The organism is Micromonospora antibiotica (genome assembly GCF_017599305.1).
Taxonomy (GTDB): Bacteria; Actinomycetota; Actinomycetes; order Mycobacteriales; family Micromonosporaceae; genus Micromonospora; species Micromonospora antibiotica.
The window spans coordinates 310,452-329,931 of the sequence record NZ_JAGFWR010000006.1 but is presented as its reverse complement, the minus strand read 5'-3'; the positions used below and the strand labels follow the sequence as shown (position 1 = coordinate 329,931).

The following is a 19,480-nucleotide window of genomic DNA, read 5'->3' as shown; positions in this document are numbered from 1 at the left end:
ACCGTGGCGTAGGAACCTTGATGATCTTCTGAACGGGTCATGCCCGTCTTGCTGCCACCAACAGCGGCGCTTCTATACCAAGACTCCCAAGTCAGACACCGTCACGACTTTGCCGGGGCCCTGCCTCCTGCTCGGTACCCGCACTGCTCGGAGGCGGCGTCCCGGTACGGTTCCCGTCACGCGAGGTTGACGTACTTGTGTGCCAGCTCGGCACCCTCCTGGCTGAGGAGGCTGCTGCGCGCGGCGGACAGCATCGTGCTCACCGGGATCGTCTCGTCGTGCGGGCCGACGGTCTGCGTGGTGTGCGCGAACCACTGCCGGCCCGGCTCGCTGAGCTGCTCCGCGCCGAGGATGTGCGCCGACTGGTAACACGCCGCGCCCAGTACCCCGAGGATCGTCGAGACGTTGGCGGACAGTTGCAGGCACCGGCGCGCGGCGTTGAGGCCCATGCTGACCACGTCCTGGTTCTGGCCGTTCGACGGGATGGTCTTCACCGACGACGGTGCCGCGAGGTCGAGGTTCTCCGAGGCGACGCTGGTGGCGAGGAACTGGGCGCCCATCAGGCCGAACGACAGGCCGCTGTCGGTCAGCGCGAGGAAGTCCGGCAGCTCGCCGCTGGTCGCCGGGTCGACGAGGCGGTTGAGCTGGCGCTCGGCCAGCACGCCGATCTCCGTCAGCGCGATGGCGAGGTAGTCACACGCCATTGCCACGTACTGGCCGTGGAAGTTACCGCCGTGGAACGAGGTGTCCGCGCTCGCGAACACCAGCGGGTTGTCGTTGCAGGAGTTGAGCTCGCGTTCGACGATGCCGCGGCAGAACGCGATCGTCTCCACGACCGGGCCGAGGATCTGCGGCACGCAGCGCAGCGAGTAGGCGTTCTGGATGTAGATCCCGGTGTCGGTGACCGCGTCGTCGTCACCGGTCTGCTGCTCGATGGCCGTCATCAGCTCCGCGTGCCTGCGGGTGAGTTTGCTGCCCGTCAGCAGTGACCGTAGCCGCTCGGCGATCTGGATCTGACCGGGATGGCCCTTCAGTTCGTGCCCGAGCGCGTCGTAGGCCGCCGCGGAGCCGCGCAGGCACTGGATCGCGACGCTGGCGAGGAGCACCGCGTTCTCGAGCAGGTCATGGGCCTCCAGGAGCGCGATGGCCGCGACCCCGGTCATGGCCGAGGTCCCGTTGTTGAGTGCGAGACCTTCCTTGTACCCCAGCACCACCGGCTTGAGGCCGTTGGCCTGCAACGCGTCCATGCTGGGTACGCGGTCGCCGCCGAAGAAGACCTCGCCCTCGCCGATCAGCGGGAGTCCCATGTGACTCAAGGGGGAGAGGTCGCCGCTGGCGCCGAGGGAGCCCTGTTTGGGGATCACCGGGGTGATGCCGCGGTTGAGCAGCTCCGCCATCAGCGACAGGGTCTCCGTCGAGACGCCGGAGTAGCCCCGGGCAAGGCAGTTGAGCCGGGCGAGCAGGATCGCGCGGGCCTCGGGCTCGTCGAACACCTCGCTGCAGCCGGCCGCGCACCCGCGAAGCAGGTTGACCTGCAGTTCACTCATGTAGCGGGCGGGCACCGTCACGTGCGCCATCTCGCCGAAGCCGGTATTCACGCCGTACATCGGGCGCTGGTTCATCCCCCACTCGGTGATCCGCTCATGCGCCTCGCGTGTCCTCTGGAGCGCCTGCTCGTCGAGTTCGACCGTCTCCCGGCCGATCGCCACCCGTGCCACGTCGTTGATGGTGAGACTGTGCCCGGTGATGGTAATCATTGTCAGCCTTTCGTGCCTGCCGCGCCGAAGTGGTGTCAGGGCCCGTTCGGGGGTTTCCAAGGAGAGTGCCGGTCATGACGCCCGTCATGCACCGCGACCATCGTCAGAGGGAGCTGTGCCGGGGAGCGGGACGTACTACGGCGAAACGGTTGTGCCGGGTTCGCCGTGGAGGGCGGGGGTGCAGCGGACGCTGACGCCGATCCGCGATGCCTCGGCTCGGATGAACTCGCCCCACTGCGGCCACAGCCGCGACGAGCGGGACGTGATCACGACGCGGTCGAAGCTGGCGGTCACTGAACTCCTCCGCGACCTGCTCTGTGTTTTCGGCTGATTCGCGACCTCGAGCGGCGGCGGGTCGCGCTCCTCGGTGCGCGACGTGAGCGTCTTACGCAACGATGGTGCCTGGTTGTAGGTGGGGATCACCACGGACAACTGTGGGTGGTTGAGCATGCGACCACGTTGTCGAATGTCGCTCTCACGCCACTACCGGCGCGGTGTCTGTGTGCTGACCCGGGAGGGGTCCGGTGAGAGCGCCGTGAGAGCGACGGAGGACCGGCGTCTTCCATGGTCGGATGTGTGAGCCAGATGCCCGAGAGGGTCGGCTCTTGATTCATGATCATCAGGAGGGTCGAGTCTCGTCATGAGCGTCTCTGTCCGGGTCGTCGACGGCATCTACGGGAGGCCGGCCGCCGGACTCGCGGTCACCCTCAGTCGAGAGTTCGATGGTGAATTCGTGCGGCGATGGACTGGGCGAGCAGACGAAAGCGGGCAGGTCCTGAGCATGCGGGAACTTTCACTGCCGCATGGAGCATACCGGCTTGAATTCGATCTTGGTGAATACTTCAGCACGCTCGGGTACGCGCCCAAAAATTCGTCGATCGGGGTGTGCTTCACGGCCAACCCGGGCCAGGTCTATCAGATCACGCTGCTGGTGAGTCCCGCTAACTGCATCATATTCAGCGAGGCTGGGCAATGAGAGCTAAGTCAGGAGGGCCAGTGTCATCTCAGTTCCCGCCCCTGCCCGCGGACGCTGTCACGGCCGGCGTCGCCGTTCTGCCGCCACCAGGACTGCGCCTCGACAGCGGGATACCCTTTGACAACTGGCTGGGAATCGGCCAGAGGTTGGCCGAGGCCGCGAGCAACTCGGCATGGTGCCTGGGCGACTGGCTGATCTACGGCGAAACCCGCTTCACCGGGCGTTACCGCAGTGCTGTCGAGCAGACTTCGCTCGACTACAAGACGCTACGCAATTATGCGTGGGTCGCCAGGAAGTTCGCGCACCCGAGGCGGAGGGCGGGGTTGAGCTTCGAGCATCACGCCGCGGTCGCCGGTCTCCCCGAGCCGGAGCAGGACTACTGGCTTCGGAAGGCGGAGGTGTTCAGCTGGTCGAGGAACGACCTGCGGCGCGAGGTGCGCGCCAGCCTCTCCACGCGCGGCGAGGACCTGGCTGACCGAGGTGTCGCGGCCGGGGTGACCACCCACGCGCACGCCGGGCGTGAAGACGCCGGCATCGGTGACACCGCCATGGCCTCGAAACTGCACCTGGACGTCACCGACGATCAGCTTGCCATGATCACGGAGGCGGCCAGCAAGTCCCAGCTCTCCGTCGGCACCTGGGCGCAACAGATGCTCGAGCAGGCCGCTCGCGCGGCCCTGGCATTCGCTTCGCGGGAACCGAACCCGGCGACGCGAGCCGTCGGAGTCAGCTGACTCATCCCTCAAGCCGGGCGAACCGCGCAACGGCGTCGCGGTACGCCGCGGTCGCGTCGGCGCGCGTATGCGGAGAGCCCTCGGAATAGAGCAGAACGCGGATGTGCTCACCTACCTCTTCGCTTCGGTTGAAGCTGGCCTCGAACGGGAAGTCCGTGTGGGACCAGTCGTCGAACGCCTCCAGCGTGTCCAGGCCGAGCCTCTGTGCGACACCGGCGATGCTGTGGAAGCTGTTGAAACCAAACAGGGAAGTGGGAACCACTGCCCGGCCGACGGTGCGGGCCAACTGGGCCAGCGGAGTCCGGCCCCGCATGGTGACCTGCATCAGCTCCCGATGGGCCCGGGCGACGGCCTCCCTGCCCGGTGCCGGGACGTCGATTCGCAGCGGGACGACGTTGAGGAACATCCCCCGGGCGTCCACGCCGTTCGGTACCGCAAGTCGGGTATTGACAGGGATGCCGGTGAGGATGCTCCGCTCGCCACCCAGTCGTGCCAGCGCCTCGAGGTGGATGGCGAGAAGCACAGCCTTCAACCCGGAGGAACTGGCCGCGAGTCGACTCAGCATCCGATTCTCCTGGCCCGCGATCTCCACCGAGTCATGCCAGGTGTGGCCGTCACGAGTGGACCCGGCACTCGACCGCGGTTCCAGCCCGGAAAGGTACCGGCTCCACCACTGTGCGTCGGCGACGGTGAGCGACTGGAAGAGCTGCTGGGCGCTGTGCTCGCGAAGTCTGAAGCGGGGCGAGCCGTCCGCGTCAGATGATGCCGGCCGCTCGGGTGGCCGCCCGGTGAGCTCCGCGACGTAGCGGTCCAGGAATTCCACCAGGTTCAGGTGGGTGCTCCACCCGTCAGCGATCGCGTGCGGCTCGGTCAGGGTCAGGGTGATCGCCGTCTCGCTCAGGAGGTGGACCGTGATCGTGACGAGGGGCGGATCTGTCAGGTCGATGGTCCGCGTGTTCTCGGCGTCAGCGAACTCGGCCAACCGGTGTTGCTGTTCGGCATCGGGAAGTCCCCGCAGGTCGCGCACCGTCACCAATGGCCGGTCGACGTGCTCCAGTACGATCTGCATCGGGCGTGAGTAGTGGTCCAAATCCAGCATTGAGCGGAACATCTCGTGCTCCCGCACCAGGCCGAGCCCGGCCGCCTCGAAAGCCGCAGGCTCCACCCGGGGTACGGTCAGACGCGAGGTCGCGACGTTGTGATAGGCCGGTACACCGAGGGCACCGCGGTCTCGGAGAGCAGCGGCCATGAGCATCCGGGTGGCCATCGCGGCCTGTTGCTCGCTCATCGGGAAGGCATCCACGGCATTGACCGGCAGCCGTCGACGATCCTCGGGCGAGACCAGGCCCAGCGCGGGTATCCGCGCCCATCGGTCGTCCGGAACCTCGAATGCCTCGCTGGCCCCGGCTGTCGCGTAGAGCGTCGCACGGACAGACTCGGAGGTGGTGTCGCGGCCCCGACCGTTCACGATCGCTCCCCCGTCGGACGTGCTCGGGCCGCGAGGGACTTGAGCTCGTCGTCTTCCAGTACGTCGCGGATGGTGAGTTCGACACCCCGTGTGCGCGCGATGGCGACGAAGCGCACGCACAGGATCGAGTCGCCGCCGACAGTGAAGAAGTGCGCCGAGCGGTCAGGCGGCGCGTCGAGGCCGAGAAGCTCGACCCAGATGCTTCCGATCAGCTCTTGGGTTTCATCGATGGTTCGCACGGCTGCCTCCTGAGGTCCGAGAGTGTGCCCTGGCCGCGGGGATCCACGGATCCGCCGGCTCTCCTACCGCAACACCAGAACGTCTCCCATGACCATCGCGTCGATGTCTATCCGGGAGAACGTCGCCACCGCGTCCTCGGGTGAGCAGACGATCGGCTCCCCGCGCGAGTTGAACGAGGTATTGAGCAGGATCGGGATGTCGGTGATCGCCCGGAAGGCATCGATCAACCGCCAGTAGAGCTCGTTGTCCTCGCGTCGCACCACCTGGATCCGGGCAGTGCCGTCGACGTGCGTCACCGCCCCGAGTCTCGGCCGCCACGCCTCACGAACATCGACTGTCTCGATCATCCACAGGTACTCGTCGGGGTCGTCGATTTCGAAGCACTGCTCCGCGTACTCGTGCAGGACCGCCGGCGCGAGCGGCCGGAACTCCTCCCGTTGCTTGACCATCGAGTTGATCCGGTCCCTCATCTCGACGGTTCGTGGATCGGCGAGGATGCTGCGGTTGCCCAGCGCGCGCGGGCCGTACTCCATCCGGCCCTGGAAGAGCGCGACGACCTTTCCGTCATTGAGAAGCGCGGCGGCTTCACCGACGAGGTCGTCGGGTTCGCACCGCCGCCATCGCAGGTCGGTGCGCTCCAGCGTGGCCTGGATACGCTCGGAGGTGAAAGCCGGACCGAGATAGGGTGGCCCGATGCGTGGGCGAATCCGCCTGCCGGGCGCCTCGGTGCCTTCCTCGATCACCGTCAGCGCCGCACCCAGCGCCGTTCCGTCGTCGCCGGCCGCTGGCTGGACGAACTGCCGACGGTACATCCCACTCTTGCGAATGGCCTGGTTGACAACGCAGTTCAGGGCCACGCCGCCGGCCAGGCACAGGTTCTCGCTGGACTGCTCATCCTGGTGTGCCGCCAGGAAGCCGACGATGGTTTCCTCGGTCACGGCCTGCAGCGCCGCGGCGATGTCGAGGTGATGCTGCTCGATGCTCGCATCCGGTTCCCGGGGCGGGCCGAGGACCGAGGCGAGATGTTCCCGTGACCTCTGGTATGTAGCGCGCTCCTGCGGTGTTTCGTTCAGGTATGTCAGCGGCGTGGTGTAACGGCCGTCGTGCTGGCGGACGACAAGGGCGTCGAACGCCGAACGGAGTCGCCGCCGGTCCCCGTAGGGTGCCAGTCCCATGACCTTGTACTCGTCGAAGTTCATCCAGAAACCCAGATGCATGGTGACCAGCCCGTAGACGAGTCCGATGGAGTGCAGTCCGCCCACCTGGCCACGCAACCGCAGTCCCTGCGATCCGCCGGTGTACAGCGACGTGCTCTCGAACTCGCCGATCCCGTCGGCGACCAGGACATCGGCGGAGCCGAAGCCGGAACAGTGCAACGCGCTGGCGGCGTGGGCCTGGTGGTGCAATATCGGGATGACCTTCAGGTCATCGCTCCAGAGGTCCCTGGGAAACGCCGCGAACAGATCGCGCTGTATGACCTCGGGCGCGTACACGTTCTGGTATTCCCCGATCGCGCCTTCGGACTCGAAGTACGTCTGATACCGGCCGAAGTCGAAGTTGTGTGCGACCGCGCTCACGTCACGCGGAGAGATGCCAGCCGCGCCTAGCACATACTCGATCGCGGCCCGGGGGAACTCTCCGGTGCCCTTGCGCCGCACGAAACGCTCCTCGGCCGCGGCGGCCACGATGCCGTCCTCGGTGACGAGAGCCGCTGCCGAGTCCGCGCCCTGGGCGAGCCGATATACGCGCTCGCCCAGACCCGGAAACGACTGCCGCATGTATGGCTGGCTCTGGCCCAGCCCACTGATTCCCAGGACATATCGCACGATTTGCAGCTCCTCTTCGTCGACACCGCGGGTTCACATCGGTTTCTTCACACTCGATGAGCCTTGAGCAGAGGTTTCGTCGGCGTCAGGTCATCGCCACCGCGATCTGTCGCTCCCCCTCGTACGGTTCGCGTCCGTGGGCCGTCAGCATGTTGTCGATCATCAGCAGGTCGCCTTGCTGGTAGTCGAACCGGGTCGCCGCCTCACGATATTTCTCGCGGATGTGGGCGCATACCTCCGCGGGGATTTCCGCCCCGTCGCCGTAGACGGTGTTGTTGGGAAGGCCGTCCCGGCCGAAAAGCTGATCGAGGACTCCGCTGACACGCTCGGGAAGCGTCGTCCAGTGAAAGAAGGCTATGTGGTTGAACCATAGTTCTTCGCCGTTTCCTGGATGGCGGTGAAGGGCCACCCGGTCGGCGACGGTGCGGAGAGTCCCCTCGTTGCTCCAGTGCGTCTGTATGCCGCTTTTTCCGCAGTAGAGATCCACGGCCTCGCGGCTCGTGGTGCCGAACACCTCGCTCCACGGCAGGCCGATCTGCGGATGGTAGTTCCGGATGTGCCGCCAGCCGCGCCGGCGAAACTCCTCGACGACCCCGACGTCGAGCGAGGCGGTGACCTGACGCACGTCGGCCAGCGGCGTCGCCCCACCCGAAGCGGGCGGCCGTTGGCAGAAGAAGAAGAGCCGGCCCGGCCAGGTCGCCTGGTAGGAGTTCTCGTTGTGGAAGAAGATCTCCTCCTCCCGGGTGTACTCGGTCGACGTGTAGATCCCCGACTCGAGTTGCTTCCGCGGCGTGGAGCGTTCCGTGTAGGGCAATGGGTCGCCGCCCAGTGTCCGGACCGCCTTCGCGAAGTCGGCCGTGGTCGCGAGGGGAAATCCTCGAAACAGGACCCGGCCCGCTGACATCAACCGCTCGTCGACATACCGGGACTGCTCCTCACTCAGCCCGGCGGTCAGGTCGCTGTCCATGTCGGATGGTGTGATCGGGGTGGCCGACATCTCTCCCGCTATTCCCATGACACGCTCGACTTTCCACGTTCTGTGATGTTGATCTGTGTGCTGATGCGAATGGAATGCGGCAGCGCATAGGACGGAAATGTCTCGCGCAGGTGCGCGAGAAGGTCGTCCTGGGTCGTTCCGTCGTCCCGAGCCACCACGGCCGCGCGGAGACCGTGCACCTCGTCCACCCGGACGGCGGCGCTCACCACCCCCGGAAAGGCGTTGAGGCACGACTCGAGAGCGGCCAGGTTGATCCGGAAGCCGGCGACCTTCGCCTCCCGTCCCAGCCGGCCGACGTAGGTGTAGGTCCCGTCGTGGTCGCGTCGCACGCGGTCTCCGCTGCGGTAGCTGCGCTTGCCGGCGGAACTGGGGAACGGTCGCAACTGCCCGCGGCCAGCCGGGGCGTCGTCCGGGTCCGCGGCGGTGAGGTAACCCGTCGCGACCTGCACCCCGGCGATCACCAGCTCGCCCTCGGAGAGCTCGTGTCCGGCCCGGGGAGGCGGTCCCTCGATACTCAACTCGACGCCCGACGGAGCAGTTCCGATGGGAATCTCGTGACTGGTGCAGTCGGCCGGCACCGTGTAGCGGCAGCAGCCCACGGTCGCCTCGGAAGGGCCGTACTCGTTGACCACCAGGGTGTCGGGGAGGCTGTCGCGCCAGCGGGCGACACTGCGCCCGTACAGGGCCTCACCTCCGACGACCAGGATCGGTATCGGGCACCGGGCCCCACGCGCCTCCAGCAGCTCACACAGCATGGTGACCTGGCTCGGCGTCATCTTCACGAAACTGGCACCCTGGAGGAGACCCGGGTCGTTGGCGACGTGCAGCGGCCAACGCAACGGATCGAGGACCTCCACTCGTCTGCCGTTCAGGAGCGGTCCGAGCAGGCTGGTGATCGTCAGGTCGAAGCCCAACGAGGTGAACAGCGGCGCCCCCCATCCTCGGGTGCAGTCGTACTCGCGCATCGACCAGCCGAGGTAGGCCGCCACGGCTGACTCGGGTACGACGACTCCCTTCGGCTCGCCGCTGGTGCCCGACGTGAAAATCACGTACACGGTGTCCCGCGGGACGGTGGGGATGAGGCGGTGGGTGCCCGGCTCGTCGGCCACGTCCCCAGGGCCGAGCCAGGCGACGCCGTCGGTCGTCGCGCCGGCGGCCCCGAGGATGAAGTCGGCACCGCACAGACGGGCGATCCTGGCGGCGGTGCGGGGCGGCACGCGGAGATCGATCGGAGCGAAGGCGGCTCCGGTCATCAGGATGGCCACGATCTGGACGAGGGCGGTCGTGCTCGGTGCCGCCTGGATGGGCACGATCGCCCCGGGTTCGGCCCCGCGTCGGCGCAGCTGGACGGCAACCTCGCGGGCCTGCGACAGCAGCTGTGCGTGCGTGGTGACCGCGCCCTGTTCGATGACCGCGGCGGCGGTGGAACTGGTCAGGTCGTCGACGAGGCTGTGCGCGCGGGTGGTCACGGCCGTGCCAGTTCCGTGCAGTCGACGGGGTCGCCGGCGGCGACCAGCAAACGACGCACACCCGAATAGGGGTCACGCGCGTGGCTGCGGCGCAGGTTGTCGACGACTATCGCGCGGTCCGGTTTCCAGGGCACGACTTCCTCCAGGTCGGTGCAGATTTCTACGAGTTCGTCGATGACGGCGTCGGGAATCGGCCCGCCGTCCCCACGTCGGCACCCTTTGGGAAATTCGTGAGGCTCGTACAACAGGCGGAGCGCATCGTGAACATCCTGGTCCAGCGCGCGGGGATGCCAATGCAGGATTTGTGCTGTCAGCGAGGGTCGGCCCGTGGCCGGGTCGAGGATGACCGCCGGCCGTCGCTGCTCGGTGGTGAGGATGCCGCCGTGCTCATCCCACCTCCAGGTGGTGCCCTCCCGTTCGCAGGCGCGCTCGACGACGGTGGGATCAGTGGTGCGGTAGACCTGACGCCAGTCGAGCCCGAGGTCCATGCCCAGTCGGCGAACGTAGGTGACCCCGGTGGCGAGGACGTCCCTGGCCGCGCTGCCGAGTCGCGCATAGACGGCCGTCATGTCCACGGTCGGTGTCTGTCCACCGTCCCCGATCTCCTGGCAACCGAAGATGATTCGCCTGGGCCACAGGCGGGCGAACGTGTTCTCGTTGTGCCACAGCAGCTTTCTGGTCCGGGAGAACGGGGTCGGACTGTTGATCGTGCCCGTGGGGTCGTCGTCGATGCTGGCGTGCTCCGGGTTGTCCCTGGCGAGCGGCCCGCACGCCGCGGCGGCGAGCCGCTGGAAGGTCGCCACGTCCTGGCACAACCCGTCGCCGTCGATGACGACCGCACCGTCACGGCCGAGGTGCTCCGCGACCGCCGCCGAGTTGTGGTGCCACCACACCTGCGGTGGGCCGTCGAGCCTAAGGTGCTGCATCGCTGGCCGCCCTTTCACCGTGTGCCGCTGCCGAGACGAGGTGCTGGCGGGCCAGCCGCGCCAAACGCTCGACAGCGATGCTGTCGGCGGTGCCGCGTCGTGCGGTGACCGTCATGTCGAGGCTGGTATCGGTGACGGTCACGCCTACCGACAGCTGGTTGCGTGCCACCGGCAAGCGGACAGCGGCAGGCTGTAGTTTGTGCAGGCGCTGCTGGTTCCGGATGTGACGGAAGTAGAACTTGACGGGGTGACCGCTGCGGTCGGTGGCTTCGCTGTCCGGGCGGATCTCCTGCCGCGTGGCGGCGGCCAGCTGGCGCAGCACGGCCGTGTGGACGGCTGCGGCGGCGGCCGCACCGGACGTGCCACGCCCGACGGTGGCGACGTCCAGTTGAGCCAGATGGAATCCCATCGTGTCCGGGGACGTGCCGGCCAGCGGCCGGAGGTCCACGTCGATGTACGCCCTGATCGCCGCCGGCTCCGACCACGCCGCCGCCGCGGCCGCCAGGTGCCCGACTGTCCAGGCGAACGGGGTGACTCCGGCTCGCCGCGCCGCGGCAGCGAGCCGCTCCCACACCCGGTCGCCGTTCGGGATCGTCAGGTGCCGTTGTGGGTCGGTCACGAGCGGGGCATGGTCTCGCGTGGCGATGTGGTGCACCGAAGGGCTGACGCCGGGATCGTCATGTCTCGCGTCGCCTTCCCGCGGGCCGGTGAGCCGGCGGTCGACCTCGGTCCAGAAGATCTCCTCGGAACGTGTGTCCCAGACGATGTGGTGGGCCAGCACGAACAGCCGCGCGGCGTTTCCCCTGTCATCGGTCTGTGCGGCCAGGTGGACCAGCGGCCCGGTCGCGAGGGGGGTCGGCAACCCGGTCAAGTGGGAGATGACGTCCGTGCGTGACCAATCCGCCGGGAACGCGAGGAACTCCGCGGGTGGCGTCGCCGCGGGCGGGTCGAGGACCTTGTGCAGTAGGCCATGCTCGTCGACCGCGAACCGCGCCAGCGCCTCGGGATGGGCGGCCCGGACAGCGGTCATGGCGCTGGCCGCGTGGCCAAGGCTCACCCGCGTCCCGGGGCGTAGCTCCGCGGCCGCGAGGCACAGGTAGCGCCCCGGCAGTTCCGCCGCCTGCTCCTGGTACCACAGGCCGAACTCGGCCGCGGTGGCAGGCAGAACCGTCGCCATCTCAGCGTCGCCTCGCTTCGACGACGCACCGCGCGATGGTGGCCAGCTGCGGATCTTCGAAGACCTCGAGCAGCGGCAGCGTGACCTCGCACGCGGCTTCAACCGATCGCACCAGCCGGATGAAGGTGAACGAGTCCGCACCGCCTTCGAAGAGGTTGTCGTGCGGTGCCAGCGTCATCGCGGACGCCGGCGCGACGTCACGCCAGCAGGCCTCGACCTCTTGCAGGACCTGCGGGTAGTCGACTGCCCTCATCGATCCGCCTCTTCCCGGGTACCGACCGCGGGGGAGCGGACCAGCCCGGCCGGCAGGTGCTCGAGCTCCCGGCGTTCAGCGGGCCGAATCACGACGTTGGCCATCGCCGGGCCTCCTCGGTGAGAACTGCTTTGGTCATGGCGGTGAGAGTGGCGTCGGCCTCCGCACGCACAGCACGTGCCAGCCCACCGTCGGAGCGGCCCGTGACGACACAGGTGATGTCCTCGGCCAGTGCGTTGGTCCGGAAGTAGCACGCCAGGGCATGGCGCGGTGGCGAGCCGATGGGCGGTGTGAGCGAGCTCGCCACGCCGTCGATCTCGACAGCAGGCACGGGCACGTGGTCCTCGAGGACGACGACGACGTCGCCGACGGGTGCCCACGCTTGTCCCGGTCGTACGCTGCCGAACCCCGGGACCAGCGCCGCGAAGTCCACGGCCGCCAACAGGTCGCGGTTGACCGTACCGATGACGCGGGTGGTGTCGTGGCCGGCAGGATCGACCAGCAGGGGTACGTCAACCGCGTAGTTGCCGATCGAGCGCACCTCGTCCGGCGTCCGTGTCGAGACCGGTGTCTCGACGACAACCCGGTCCCGGTCCAGCACCCGGCCGACCGCCGTGGCGATCAACGTGATGAGGACAGCCGCCCGGCTCACCGACAGGCAGTACGCGAGTTCCCTGACCGGCTGCGTCGGCAGCCGCCAGACGACGCTCGACGTTCCTGCGGCGGCATCATTGGGACGCAGCCGCTCGTCGTACGGCTGGGCCGCCACCTGACGCCTGACCGCGGACCAGTGCCCGGCCGCGGACTGGACGAGACGGGCGTCGGGTCGCGCCGGGGGCAGTACGCACCGCGAGGACAGCGTTGTTCGGCGTTGCGGTGTGTCGAGGCGGTGCTGCAACTCCGCTACCAACAGTCCCATGCTCACTCCGTCGCACACCAGGTGGTGGGCGACCAGATAGACGCCCACCGGTGCGGCCTGCGTACGCGAGCGGACCAGGATGGCCCGGACCAGCTGATCCGCCGCGACGTCGAACGGCTGGTAGGCGCTGCTGTCCACCTCCGGGTGGGGAAAGGTGTCAGCGGATGTGGAGACCCGGAGGACGTCGACGCGCGCGACGCGTGCTTCGCGTACGACCCGTCGTGGGCGGTCGCGGCCCGGGACGTACTGGACTCGCAGCTGGGCCACGTCCTCGAGCAAGGTCGACAGCGCGTCCCGGAGGCGCTGCTCGGTGATGGCCGCGTGTGTGGTGAACCCCCCGACGACGTTCAGCGCACCGTCGCTGGGGAACATCTGACTCCACACCCAGATCGGCCGTTCGGTGGAGGTCAGTTCCTCATCGGGGGCTACGGGGGGAGTGGTCGGCGCGGATCGCGGGGTCTGACGACGGCTGCGGTCCACCATCCCGGCGAGCCCGGCGACCGTGGGGTGGGCCAGGTAGTCACGGATCGTCAGCCTGACTCCCAGGTCGCGCTCCAGGTGGGCGCTCAGATCGAGGGCCAGGAGGGAGTGTCCGCCGCTGGCGAAGAAGTCGGTCGAGCGTGTTACGGCCACGCCGGGCAGCACCCGCCCGAACGCCGCGGCGACCGCCTTCACCGTCGTCTCGTCCGCCGTCACCGCCACCTGCTCGTCGCCCGGGTCGGCTACCTCCAGAGACCGGTAGTCGACCTTCCCGGAGTGCAGGCGCGGCAGGTGTGGACAGATCATCACCCGGTCGGGCAGGAGGCGGACCTCCATCGTGTCGGCGATCTGCGTCAGGACCGCGACACGATCGAGGCTGCTGTCGGACGGCACGACCCAGACGTGGATCAGCACCTGCCCGTCTGCCTCATCGGCTCGAGCGGCCGCCTGACCCACGGCCGGGAGCGCGTGGAGCACCGCCTCCACCTGGTCGAGATTGATCCGTACACCGCGTCGTTTCACGGTGCGGTCACGCCGTCCCGACAACCGCAGGCGACCACGGTGGTCCAGATAGCCGAGATCACCTGTCCGGAACAGCGGGACGCCACGGGGCGCCGGAAATGCGACGAGCGTGCCGACCTCTTCCGACCCGTATCCGCGACACAGGTACGGAGACTCCACCACGATCTCACCGGGGTGTTGCGCTGAGGAGCCGGACTGGTCGTCCAACGGCTCGATGGACAGGGTCCGTCCCGCGATCGCGTCACCGACCGGAATGTCGCCCGAGTCGGCATCCTCCGCGGTGACTTCGTGCCAGGTCAGCAGAATGCACTCCGAAGGGCCGTACTCGTTGTGCAGTCTGACCGTGGCCCCGCAGCGTTCCGCGGCGTCGAAGACCTGCCGTGCCACTCGCGGGTCGAGCCGCTCGCCGCTGCACATCACCTCCGTCAGGTGCGGCGGCCACGACGCCTCGGGCCGCACCGCGGCGGACGCCACCCGCCTCAGGATCGACGGAGTGGTCTCGAAGTGGGTGATACGTGCCGCGCTGAGCCACTGCAGCACCGCGTCCCCGTCGTTGCGCATGGACATCGGCGCGACAACGCCAACCGCGCCACTGGCCAGGGCCGGGATCAGTTCACAGTAGTGGGCGTCATAGGTGGGGGCCGCCCACAGCGCCAGGCGGTGGCCCGGCGCGAGGGCATACCTGGCGATGAACTCCGCGCAGTAGTGTTCGATCGCCGCACGGTTCATCTCGATCAGCTTCGGGTCCGCTGTCGTGCCAGAGGTCCGGACGCAGTATGCCGCTGCCCGTGGTGTCCGCACCGCCATGCGTTCGCTGTGCTCGAGCACAGCATGGCCATCCCATTGCTGGGCGTGTCTAGCCAGGTCCCGCCCGGTGACGGTGACCGGTTCGTTCGTCAGGTTCGCCGGCGTGGTGTCGGCGGACGCGCCGGACAACAGGATCACGTCGGCGCCGAACTGGTCGATGAGTTGCCGCCGCACGGCGTCGCTTTCCTGGTCGTCGATGACCATGAAGGTCCGCCCGGTCCAGAAACAGACCGCGATCAGCGCGCTGACCTCGATCGACGCCGCGCCGACGATGACGACCCTTTCCGCGTGCCGTTGACCGAAGAATTCGTCGCACGTGCGGGCGAGCGCGCCGAGGTCGGCGTACGACAGGACGTTGCCGGTGCTGTCCACCAATGCTGTCTCGTCCGCGCCACGACGGATGCGCTCTGCCAGCACCGTCGCCAGGGTTGCTCGTCCGTCCACACCAGAGCTGATCATGATCGCTTCCCCTTGGTCACCCGGCGTCCGCCATCATCACCACGAATTCATTCATGCTGGCCGCGGACAGGAGGTCGTCCAGTGAAACGTCGTATCCGGCCTCCCGCAGTCCTCCCAGCAAGGACAGAATCCCCAGCGAGTCGAGGCCAAGCCCGAATACGTCCACCGTCATGTCCGGCAGCTCGCGACCAGTCACCACGCGGAACTCTTGTTCAAGAACTTTGCGCGCCTGCATCGTCAGCCTCCTTTGTCGCGTAACGCGAGGTGGTCAGATCGCCGCGATCACGGCCCGTCGGCTTTTCCCCGCACTCCGCGTGTCTGAGATCATCGTGCTCGACAGTCCAGTGCGTCCGTCACCGTACCTATTTGCTGCTTGATGATCTCGGGATAGTCGGCCATCAGTCGGCGTAGCGCCGATCGGTCATCGTTGTGTTTCGCACTGAACATCGCGACGGGCAGCGCGGAATAGAAGCGGAGGACCGTGCTGTATCGCTCGCTGAAGTGGCGTTGCCACCTATCCGCGCCGAGCAGCAACCGCAGCCGCTCGGACATCAGACTGCTGTGCTCGAACAGCGCCCGGGGGGCATGCAGATCGAGCCCCGTGTCGTCGGACGGCGTGTCCAGGAGTTCGTCCCGGTACGCCTCCAGCGCCGCTACGCCGTACAGGCGATCGTCCGGCATGACCAGACCCTGCGTAGCTCCACCAGGGTTCCCCGACGCGAGGAAGAGCTCCAGCTCGGCAACCACGAACCGTGGATCGAACCGGTAGGACGCCAGTGGGTTGAACTTGAAGAGAATGAATGATCGCGACCACGGGTGGTCTGCGTTCGCGCAGGACTCGTAGGCGGCGTCAAGCTCTCTCCAGGAAACCTGGGTGGTCTCGAACCGAATCACCTCGTCGTAACCCAGTAGATGCGCGATACCCGCGTCACTGTCTGACCCATGGACGAGGACGTCATGATGACGGGGACTCTGCCCGTACGTCGGTCGCCGCGGAACGAAGAACTCGTCGATGAACGTGTACACATACCAACCGTCGAGAAGCTGTTCGTGTACGAACTGCGCGAAGCTGTGGCCGATCCACCGCTGCATCCACTCACGGCCGGCCCTGATCGTATGCAGATGAGGATTGGCCGCGAAATCGTATGAATAGAAGCACAGTGATGGGGATTCTACCGGGTGTTCGTCGTAGGCCAGGTGGATGAAGTTCGAAAGAATCCAGTCACGGTTTTCGGGGGCATGCGCCTCGACGATGGAGACCGGGTACGCATACGGCTGGTAAGCCCGGATGCTGGGGTTCGTCGTCACCGGCAAAATCGTGCGGTGACGTCGCACATCCGCGACGTGTTCGGCCGCTACGCTGCTCACCGGTATTGCCCAACCGCCCACGCGCGCTCGGCTGGTCCCTGAACTCGGCTGACGGCGACCGCGTCGGACATGTACTCGAGCGGGGTGACGATGCCGTCCCGGACCGCCTCGTCCCATGCGGTCGTCGGGCCGATTCCCCACTTGAACCAAGGGGTCAGGTCGTCGACCACGATCGTGGCGCCTGGCTTGGCCAGCCGTCGAGCGTTCGCGATGTCCGCCTTCACGCACGGGTAGTCGTGGCCTCCGTCGATGAAGACGAGATCGAAACCATCCGATGAGGGGGGCACCTGGAACGCGGGGACCGTGTGGGTGGAGTCTCCGTAGATCAGGTGATGGCGATCCGGGTAACGGGAGTCGATGAATTCCTTCGCCGACTCGACGGAGGCCTCGGTGTTGATTTCGAAGGAGGTGACCTTCACCTGGGGAGAACTTTCAAGGAAGCCGATGCTCGAGTAGCCGATGTTGAAACCTATCTCGGCTATGGAGCTGGCCTTCCGGGCACGCGCCAGATACATGAGATATAGGACCTGGGCCAGGCCGCTGATTCCGTCGTCCAGTGCGGCTCCGGACCCTTGGGCACGCCGGAATGCGCTCTCCATGAGCGAGTTGATACGTGATCGGTCGCTGATGCCCGAATCGGAAAATAGGGTGGACTTGAGTCCTGTTGGAGGCATTGACGTGTCCATACGTGAATGTTGTCTTTCTCAAGCTTTCGTTGTCAACACTTCGGTGCCGGCGTGCCGGACGTTCGCTTACTGGAATTGTCCGACTGCCCACGCACGGTCGACCGGACCTTGAATTCGGCTGACGGCACACGCGTTGGACACGTACTCGAGCGGGGTGACGATGCCGTCCCGGACCGCCTCGTCCCATGCGGTCGTCGGGCCGATTCCCCACTTGAACCAGGGAGTCAGGCTGTTGACCACGATCGTGGCGCCTGGCCTGGCCAGCCGTCGAGCGTTCGCGATGTCCGCCTTCACCGTCGGGTACTCGTGGGCGCCGTCGACGAAGACGAGGTCGAAACCGTCTGTCGACCGGGGTGCCTCGAAGGCGGGGACCGTGTGCGTGGAGTCTCCGTAGATCAGGTGATGACGGTCCGGGTAACGGGAGTCGATGAACTCCTTCGCCGACTTGGCCAGTGCCTCGTTGTGAATTTCGAAGGACGTGACCTGCGCGCCGGGCGAGCTCTCCAGGAAGGCGATGCTCGAGTAGCCGATACTGAAACCTATTTCGGCTATGGAGCTGGCCTTCCGGGCGCGCGCCAGATACATGAGGTACAGGACCTGAGACAGGACGCTGACCCGGTCGTCCAAGGTGATCATGGGGTCTTCTGAATGGCGGAATATGTCTTCCATGAGCGACTGGATGCGGGATTGGTCGCTGAATCCTGAATCGGAGAACAAGGCGGACTTGAGTCCTGCTGGAGGCATCGACATGTCCATATCGCAATGTTGGCTGCCAAAATCTACGACTGTCAATGCTGCGATGTGCCAGCGCTCCCGCAGCCTCAGAGGGGCCTTCCCGAGTGGCAGCGGCCTTCCCGAGTGGCAGCGGTCAGCCCGAGTGGCAGTGGTCAGCTTCCGGGGTGTCGGAACGTCGCGGTGGGTCGGTTGTCCCGCCGGCAGGACAACCGACCCGGCATGCCCGGGTGACAGCTCCCCAGTGGAGCCCGCAGCCGCTGGCCGGTGCGTGTGGCGGCAGGCGGAGGCCGCGTGTCGTGCTCACGTCGCGGAGGTCACCTGTGCCGGCTGGCTGGTGCTGTGCTGCTGCTGGCGATCGTCGAGCAGTGCGGCGATGGCCAGTAGGCCTATCAGCGCGATGAAGGCACCCACGCCGATGACCCACCGCGGGCCGAACCATTGCGCCAGTACGCCGCTCGCGAGCATGGCGACGAGCGACACCCCGGCGTAGATGGCGCCGGTCGTGCCCACGATCCGGCCGCGCAGCGAGAGTGGCGTGCTGAGCAGCAGCCAGGTCTGTCCGCCCACCCACGAGATGGTGAAGGGCAGCCCGGAAACGACGAAGACGATGTACGCCAGCGGGAGCGACGGCCAGATCGCCAGCACCACGATCGCGCCATGGGAGATGGCGGCGCCGAGCAGGACGGGAAGGCGGTACCCCAGCCGGCGGACCACCGTGCCGATCATCGGACCAGCGATCAGGGCCGAGACCGCGAACAAGCTGTTGACCAGGCCCATCTGCCCGGACGTGGCACCGATCACGCCCAGCATGAGCACTGGGAACATGGAAGACAGGGGTGCCTCCCTGATCGCGTCGAGGATTTGCAGGAGTATCAGGCCCCGAACGCGACGGCTGCGTCGGACGATCGCCAGATACCTGTCGCCGGCGCCTTCCGTGCCTTGCTCCGCCGTATCGCCGGCAGGCGGCGTCTTCCGCCCGGATCCTCGCAGCAGCAGGCTGAGCAGTGTGCACAGCAGCATCAGCGTGGTCACCCCGATGACCGTCCAGCGGAACCCGACCCATCCCATCGTGAACCCGCCGAGTGCCGGCCCCACCAGCCTGGTGGCATTGGAGGCGAACGAGTTCAGGCCGTTGGCCTCGGCCAGGTCCTCGGCGGTGACGTAGTCGGCGACGAGGACCTGCTCTGCCGGGGTGTAGAGCTGCTGGACGGCTGCCTGGGCGAACACCGCGCAGATGAGGCCGAGCGGCGAGTCGGCGACCGCGAAGAGGGCCATCAGTACCAGCACCCGCAGGAAGAGCGCGAGCCGCATGATCCGCAGGGGGGCGCCCCAGCGGTCCGTGACCGTCCCGGCCAGGTGCCCGAAGGCCACCCCGGCCACGGTCGGGGTGGCCGCGAGCAGGGCTGTCCAGATCGGCGAGCCGGTGAGCTGGTAGAGATGGACGCTCAAGGCGATGCCGACGCCCGCTCCCACCAACGACGAGACCAGGTTGACGACCAGCAACGTTCCGAAGTGAGGATTCCTCAGCAGGAATCCGAGCGGTTTGGCCCCCTTGTTGACGCGCACCCGGCCGCTCCTCTCAGAAGGATGGCCATATCAGCCGTACGCGAAGACGTAATCATCCGTCAGTCTTGACGTCAAGGTATGTCTGTCGCTTGTTGACGATGGCGATTGCCTCAGC

General features: G+C 67.1%; 18 protein-coding genes. 2 read left to right on the top strand and 16 right to left on the bottom strand.

Annotated features, from left to right (window positions below):
* Positions 1-176: 176 nt before the first annotated feature.
* The gene (locus JQN83_RS14500; RefSeq protein WP_208567660.1) at positions 177-1,757 is read right to left on the bottom strand and encodes an HAL/PAL/TAL family ammonia-lyase; all 1,581 of its coding nucleotides are present in this window, start codon (positions 1,755-1,757) and stop codon (positions 177-179) included.
* A 135-nt stretch (positions 1,758-1,892) separates the two neighbouring features.
* On the bottom strand, positions 1,893-2,207 hold the full coding sequence (locus JQN83_RS14495; protein WP_208567659.1) for a glycosyltransferase: 315 nt from the start codon (positions 2,205-2,207) through the stop codon (positions 1,893-1,895).
* A gap of 190 nt (positions 2,208-2,397) precedes the next feature.
* On the opposite strand from JQN83_RS14495, the gene JQN83_RS14490 reads away from it, so the two are divergent.
* Both JQN83_RS14490 and JQN83_RS14485 read left to right on the top strand, forming a co-directional pair.
* Positions 2,398-2,733, top strand: a complete 336-nt coding sequence (locus JQN83_RS14490) for a hydroxyisourate hydrolase (protein ID WP_208567658.1) — start codon at positions 2,398-2,400, stop codon at positions 2,731-2,733.
* A 20-nt stretch (positions 2,734-2,753) separates the two neighbouring features.
* Positions 2,754-3,467 carry an LmbU family transcriptional regulator gene (locus JQN83_RS14485; protein WP_307799285.1) on the top strand — a complete coding sequence of 238 codons (714 nt, stop codon included), beginning with the start codon at positions 2,754-2,756 and terminating at the stop codon, positions 3,465-3,467.
* Between the two features lies 1 nt (position 3,468).
* Here the strand turns inward: JQN83_RS14485 and JQN83_RS14480 are convergent, their stop codons facing one another.
* The 14 genes from JQN83_RS14480 to JQN83_RS14415 all read right to left on the bottom strand — a co-directional run bounded on the left by JQN83_RS14480 (position 3,469) and on the right by JQN83_RS14415 (position 19,365).
* Complete coding sequence (locus JQN83_RS14480; protein WP_208567656.1) at positions 3,469-4,935, bottom strand: condensation domain-containing protein; 1,467 nt, start codon at positions 4,933-4,935, stop codon at positions 3,469-3,471.
* Positions 4,932-5,174: a phosphopantetheine-binding protein gene (locus JQN83_RS14475; protein WP_208567655.1), complete on the bottom strand. Its 243-nt coding sequence runs from the start codon at positions 5,172-5,174 to the stop codon at positions 4,932-4,934. Before JQN83_RS14475 ends, JQN83_RS14480 begins: the two co-directional genes overlap by 4 nt.
* Positions 5,175-5,237: 63 nt before the next feature.
* Positions 5,238-7,001, bottom strand: coding sequence for a carbamoyltransferase family protein (locus JQN83_RS14470; RefSeq protein ID WP_208567654.1), 1,764 nt, complete (start codon positions 6,999-7,001; stop codon positions 5,238-5,240).
* 85 nt (positions 7,002-7,086) lie between these two features.
* Positions 7,087-7,998, bottom strand: a complete 912-nt coding sequence (locus JQN83_RS14465) for a TauD/TfdA family dioxygenase (RefSeq protein WP_208567653.1) — start codon at positions 7,996-7,998, stop codon at positions 7,087-7,089.
* Positions 7,999-8,006: 8 nt separating this feature from the next.
* A complete protein-coding gene (locus JQN83_RS14460) occupies positions 8,007-9,467 on the bottom strand; it encodes an AMP-binding protein (protein WP_208567652.1) in 1,461 nt (486 codons plus the stop codon).
* The gene (locus JQN83_RS14455; RefSeq protein WP_208567651.1) at positions 9,464-10,360 is read right to left on the bottom strand and encodes a TauD/TfdA family dioxygenase; all 897 of its coding nucleotides are present in this window, start codon (positions 10,358-10,360) and stop codon (positions 9,464-9,466) included. The genes JQN83_RS14460 and JQN83_RS14455 overlap by 4 nt, the downstream gene beginning before the upstream one ends.
* Before the next feature lie 19 nt (positions 10,361-10,379).
* Positions 10,380-11,570 (bottom strand): hypothetical protein, encoded by a 1,191-nt coding sequence (locus JQN83_RS14450; RefSeq protein WP_208567650.1) that lies wholly within the window; start codon positions 11,568-11,570, stop codon positions 10,380-10,382.
* Between the two features lies 1 nt (position 11,571).
* The gene (locus tag JQN83_RS14445) at positions 11,572-11,823 is read right to left on the bottom strand and encodes an acyl carrier protein (RefSeq protein WP_208567649.1); all 252 of its coding nucleotides are present in this window, start codon (positions 11,821-11,823) and stop codon (positions 11,572-11,574) included.
* A gap of 88 nt (positions 11,824-11,911) precedes the next feature.
* Positions 11,912-15,010 (bottom strand): AMP-binding protein, encoded by a 3,099-nt coding sequence (locus JQN83_RS14440; protein ID WP_208567648.1) that lies wholly within the window; start codon positions 15,008-15,010, stop codon positions 11,912-11,914.
* A 16-nt stretch (positions 15,011-15,026) separates the two neighbouring features.
* The gene (locus JQN83_RS14435; protein ID WP_208567647.1) at positions 15,027-15,245 is read right to left on the bottom strand and encodes a phosphopantetheine-binding protein; all 219 of its coding nucleotides are present in this window, start codon (positions 15,243-15,245) and stop codon (positions 15,027-15,029) included.
* Positions 15,246-15,334: 89 nt separating this feature from the next.
* Positions 15,335-16,378, bottom strand: a complete 1,044-nt coding sequence (locus JQN83_RS14430; protein WP_208567646.1) for a hypothetical protein — start codon at positions 16,376-16,378, stop codon at positions 15,335-15,337.
* The gene (locus tag JQN83_RS14425; RefSeq protein WP_208567645.1) at positions 16,375-16,977 is read right to left on the bottom strand and encodes an O-methyltransferase; all 603 of its coding nucleotides are present in this window, start codon (positions 16,975-16,977) and stop codon (positions 16,375-16,377) included. Before JQN83_RS14425 ends, JQN83_RS14430 begins: the two co-directional genes overlap by 4 nt.
* 153 nt (positions 16,978-17,130) lie before the next feature.
* A complete protein-coding gene (locus tag JQN83_RS14420) occupies positions 17,131-17,820 on the bottom strand; it encodes an O-methyltransferase (RefSeq protein ID WP_208567644.1) in 690 nt (229 codons plus the stop codon).
* Positions 17,821-18,099: 279 nt separating this feature from the next.
* Positions 18,100-19,365 carry an MFS transporter gene (locus tag JQN83_RS14415; protein ID WP_208567643.1) on the bottom strand — a complete coding sequence of 422 codons (1,266 nt, stop codon included), beginning with the start codon at positions 19,363-19,365 and terminating at the stop codon, positions 18,100-18,102.
* Positions 19,366-19,480: the final 115 nt, after the last annotated feature.

Coding starts and splice junctions, on each gene's coding strand:
- JQN83_RS14440 (WP_208567648.1), bottom strand. CDS start 15,010: ATGATCAGCTCTGGTGTGGACGGACGAGCAACCCTGGCGACGGTGCTG.
- JQN83_RS14490 (WP_208567658.1), top strand. CDS start 2,398: ATGAGCGTCTCTGTCCGGGTCGTCGACGGCATCTACGGGAGGCCGGCC.
- JQN83_RS14425 (WP_208567645.1), bottom strand. CDS start 16,977: ATGGAGAGCGCATTCCGGCGTGCCCAAGGGTCCGGAGCCGCACTGGAC.
- JQN83_RS14420 (WP_208567644.1), bottom strand. CDS start 17,820: ATGGACATGTCGATGCCTCCAGCAGGACTCAAGTCCGCCTTGTTCTCC.
- JQN83_RS14500 (WP_208567660.1), bottom strand. CDS start 1,757: ATGATTACCATCACCGGGCACAGTCTCACCATCAACGACGTGGCACGG.
- JQN83_RS14435 (WP_208567647.1), bottom strand. CDS start 15,245: ATGCAGGCGCGCAAAGTTCTTGAACAAGAGTTCCGCGTGGTGACTGGT.
- JQN83_RS14465 (WP_208567653.1), bottom strand. CDS start 7,998: ATGTCGGCCACCCCGATCACACCATCCGACATGGACAGCGACCTGACC.
- JQN83_RS14445 (WP_208567649.1), bottom strand. CDS start 11,823: ATGAGGGCAGTCGACTACCCGCAGGTCCTGCAAGAGGTCGAGGCCTGC.
- JQN83_RS14495 (WP_208567659.1), bottom strand. CDS start 2,207: ATGCTCAACCACCCACAGTTGTCCGTGGTGATCCCCACCTACAACCAG.
- JQN83_RS14450 (WP_208567650.1), bottom strand. CDS start 11,570: ATGGCGACGGTTCTGCCTGCCACCGCGGCCGAGTTCGGCCTGTGGTAC.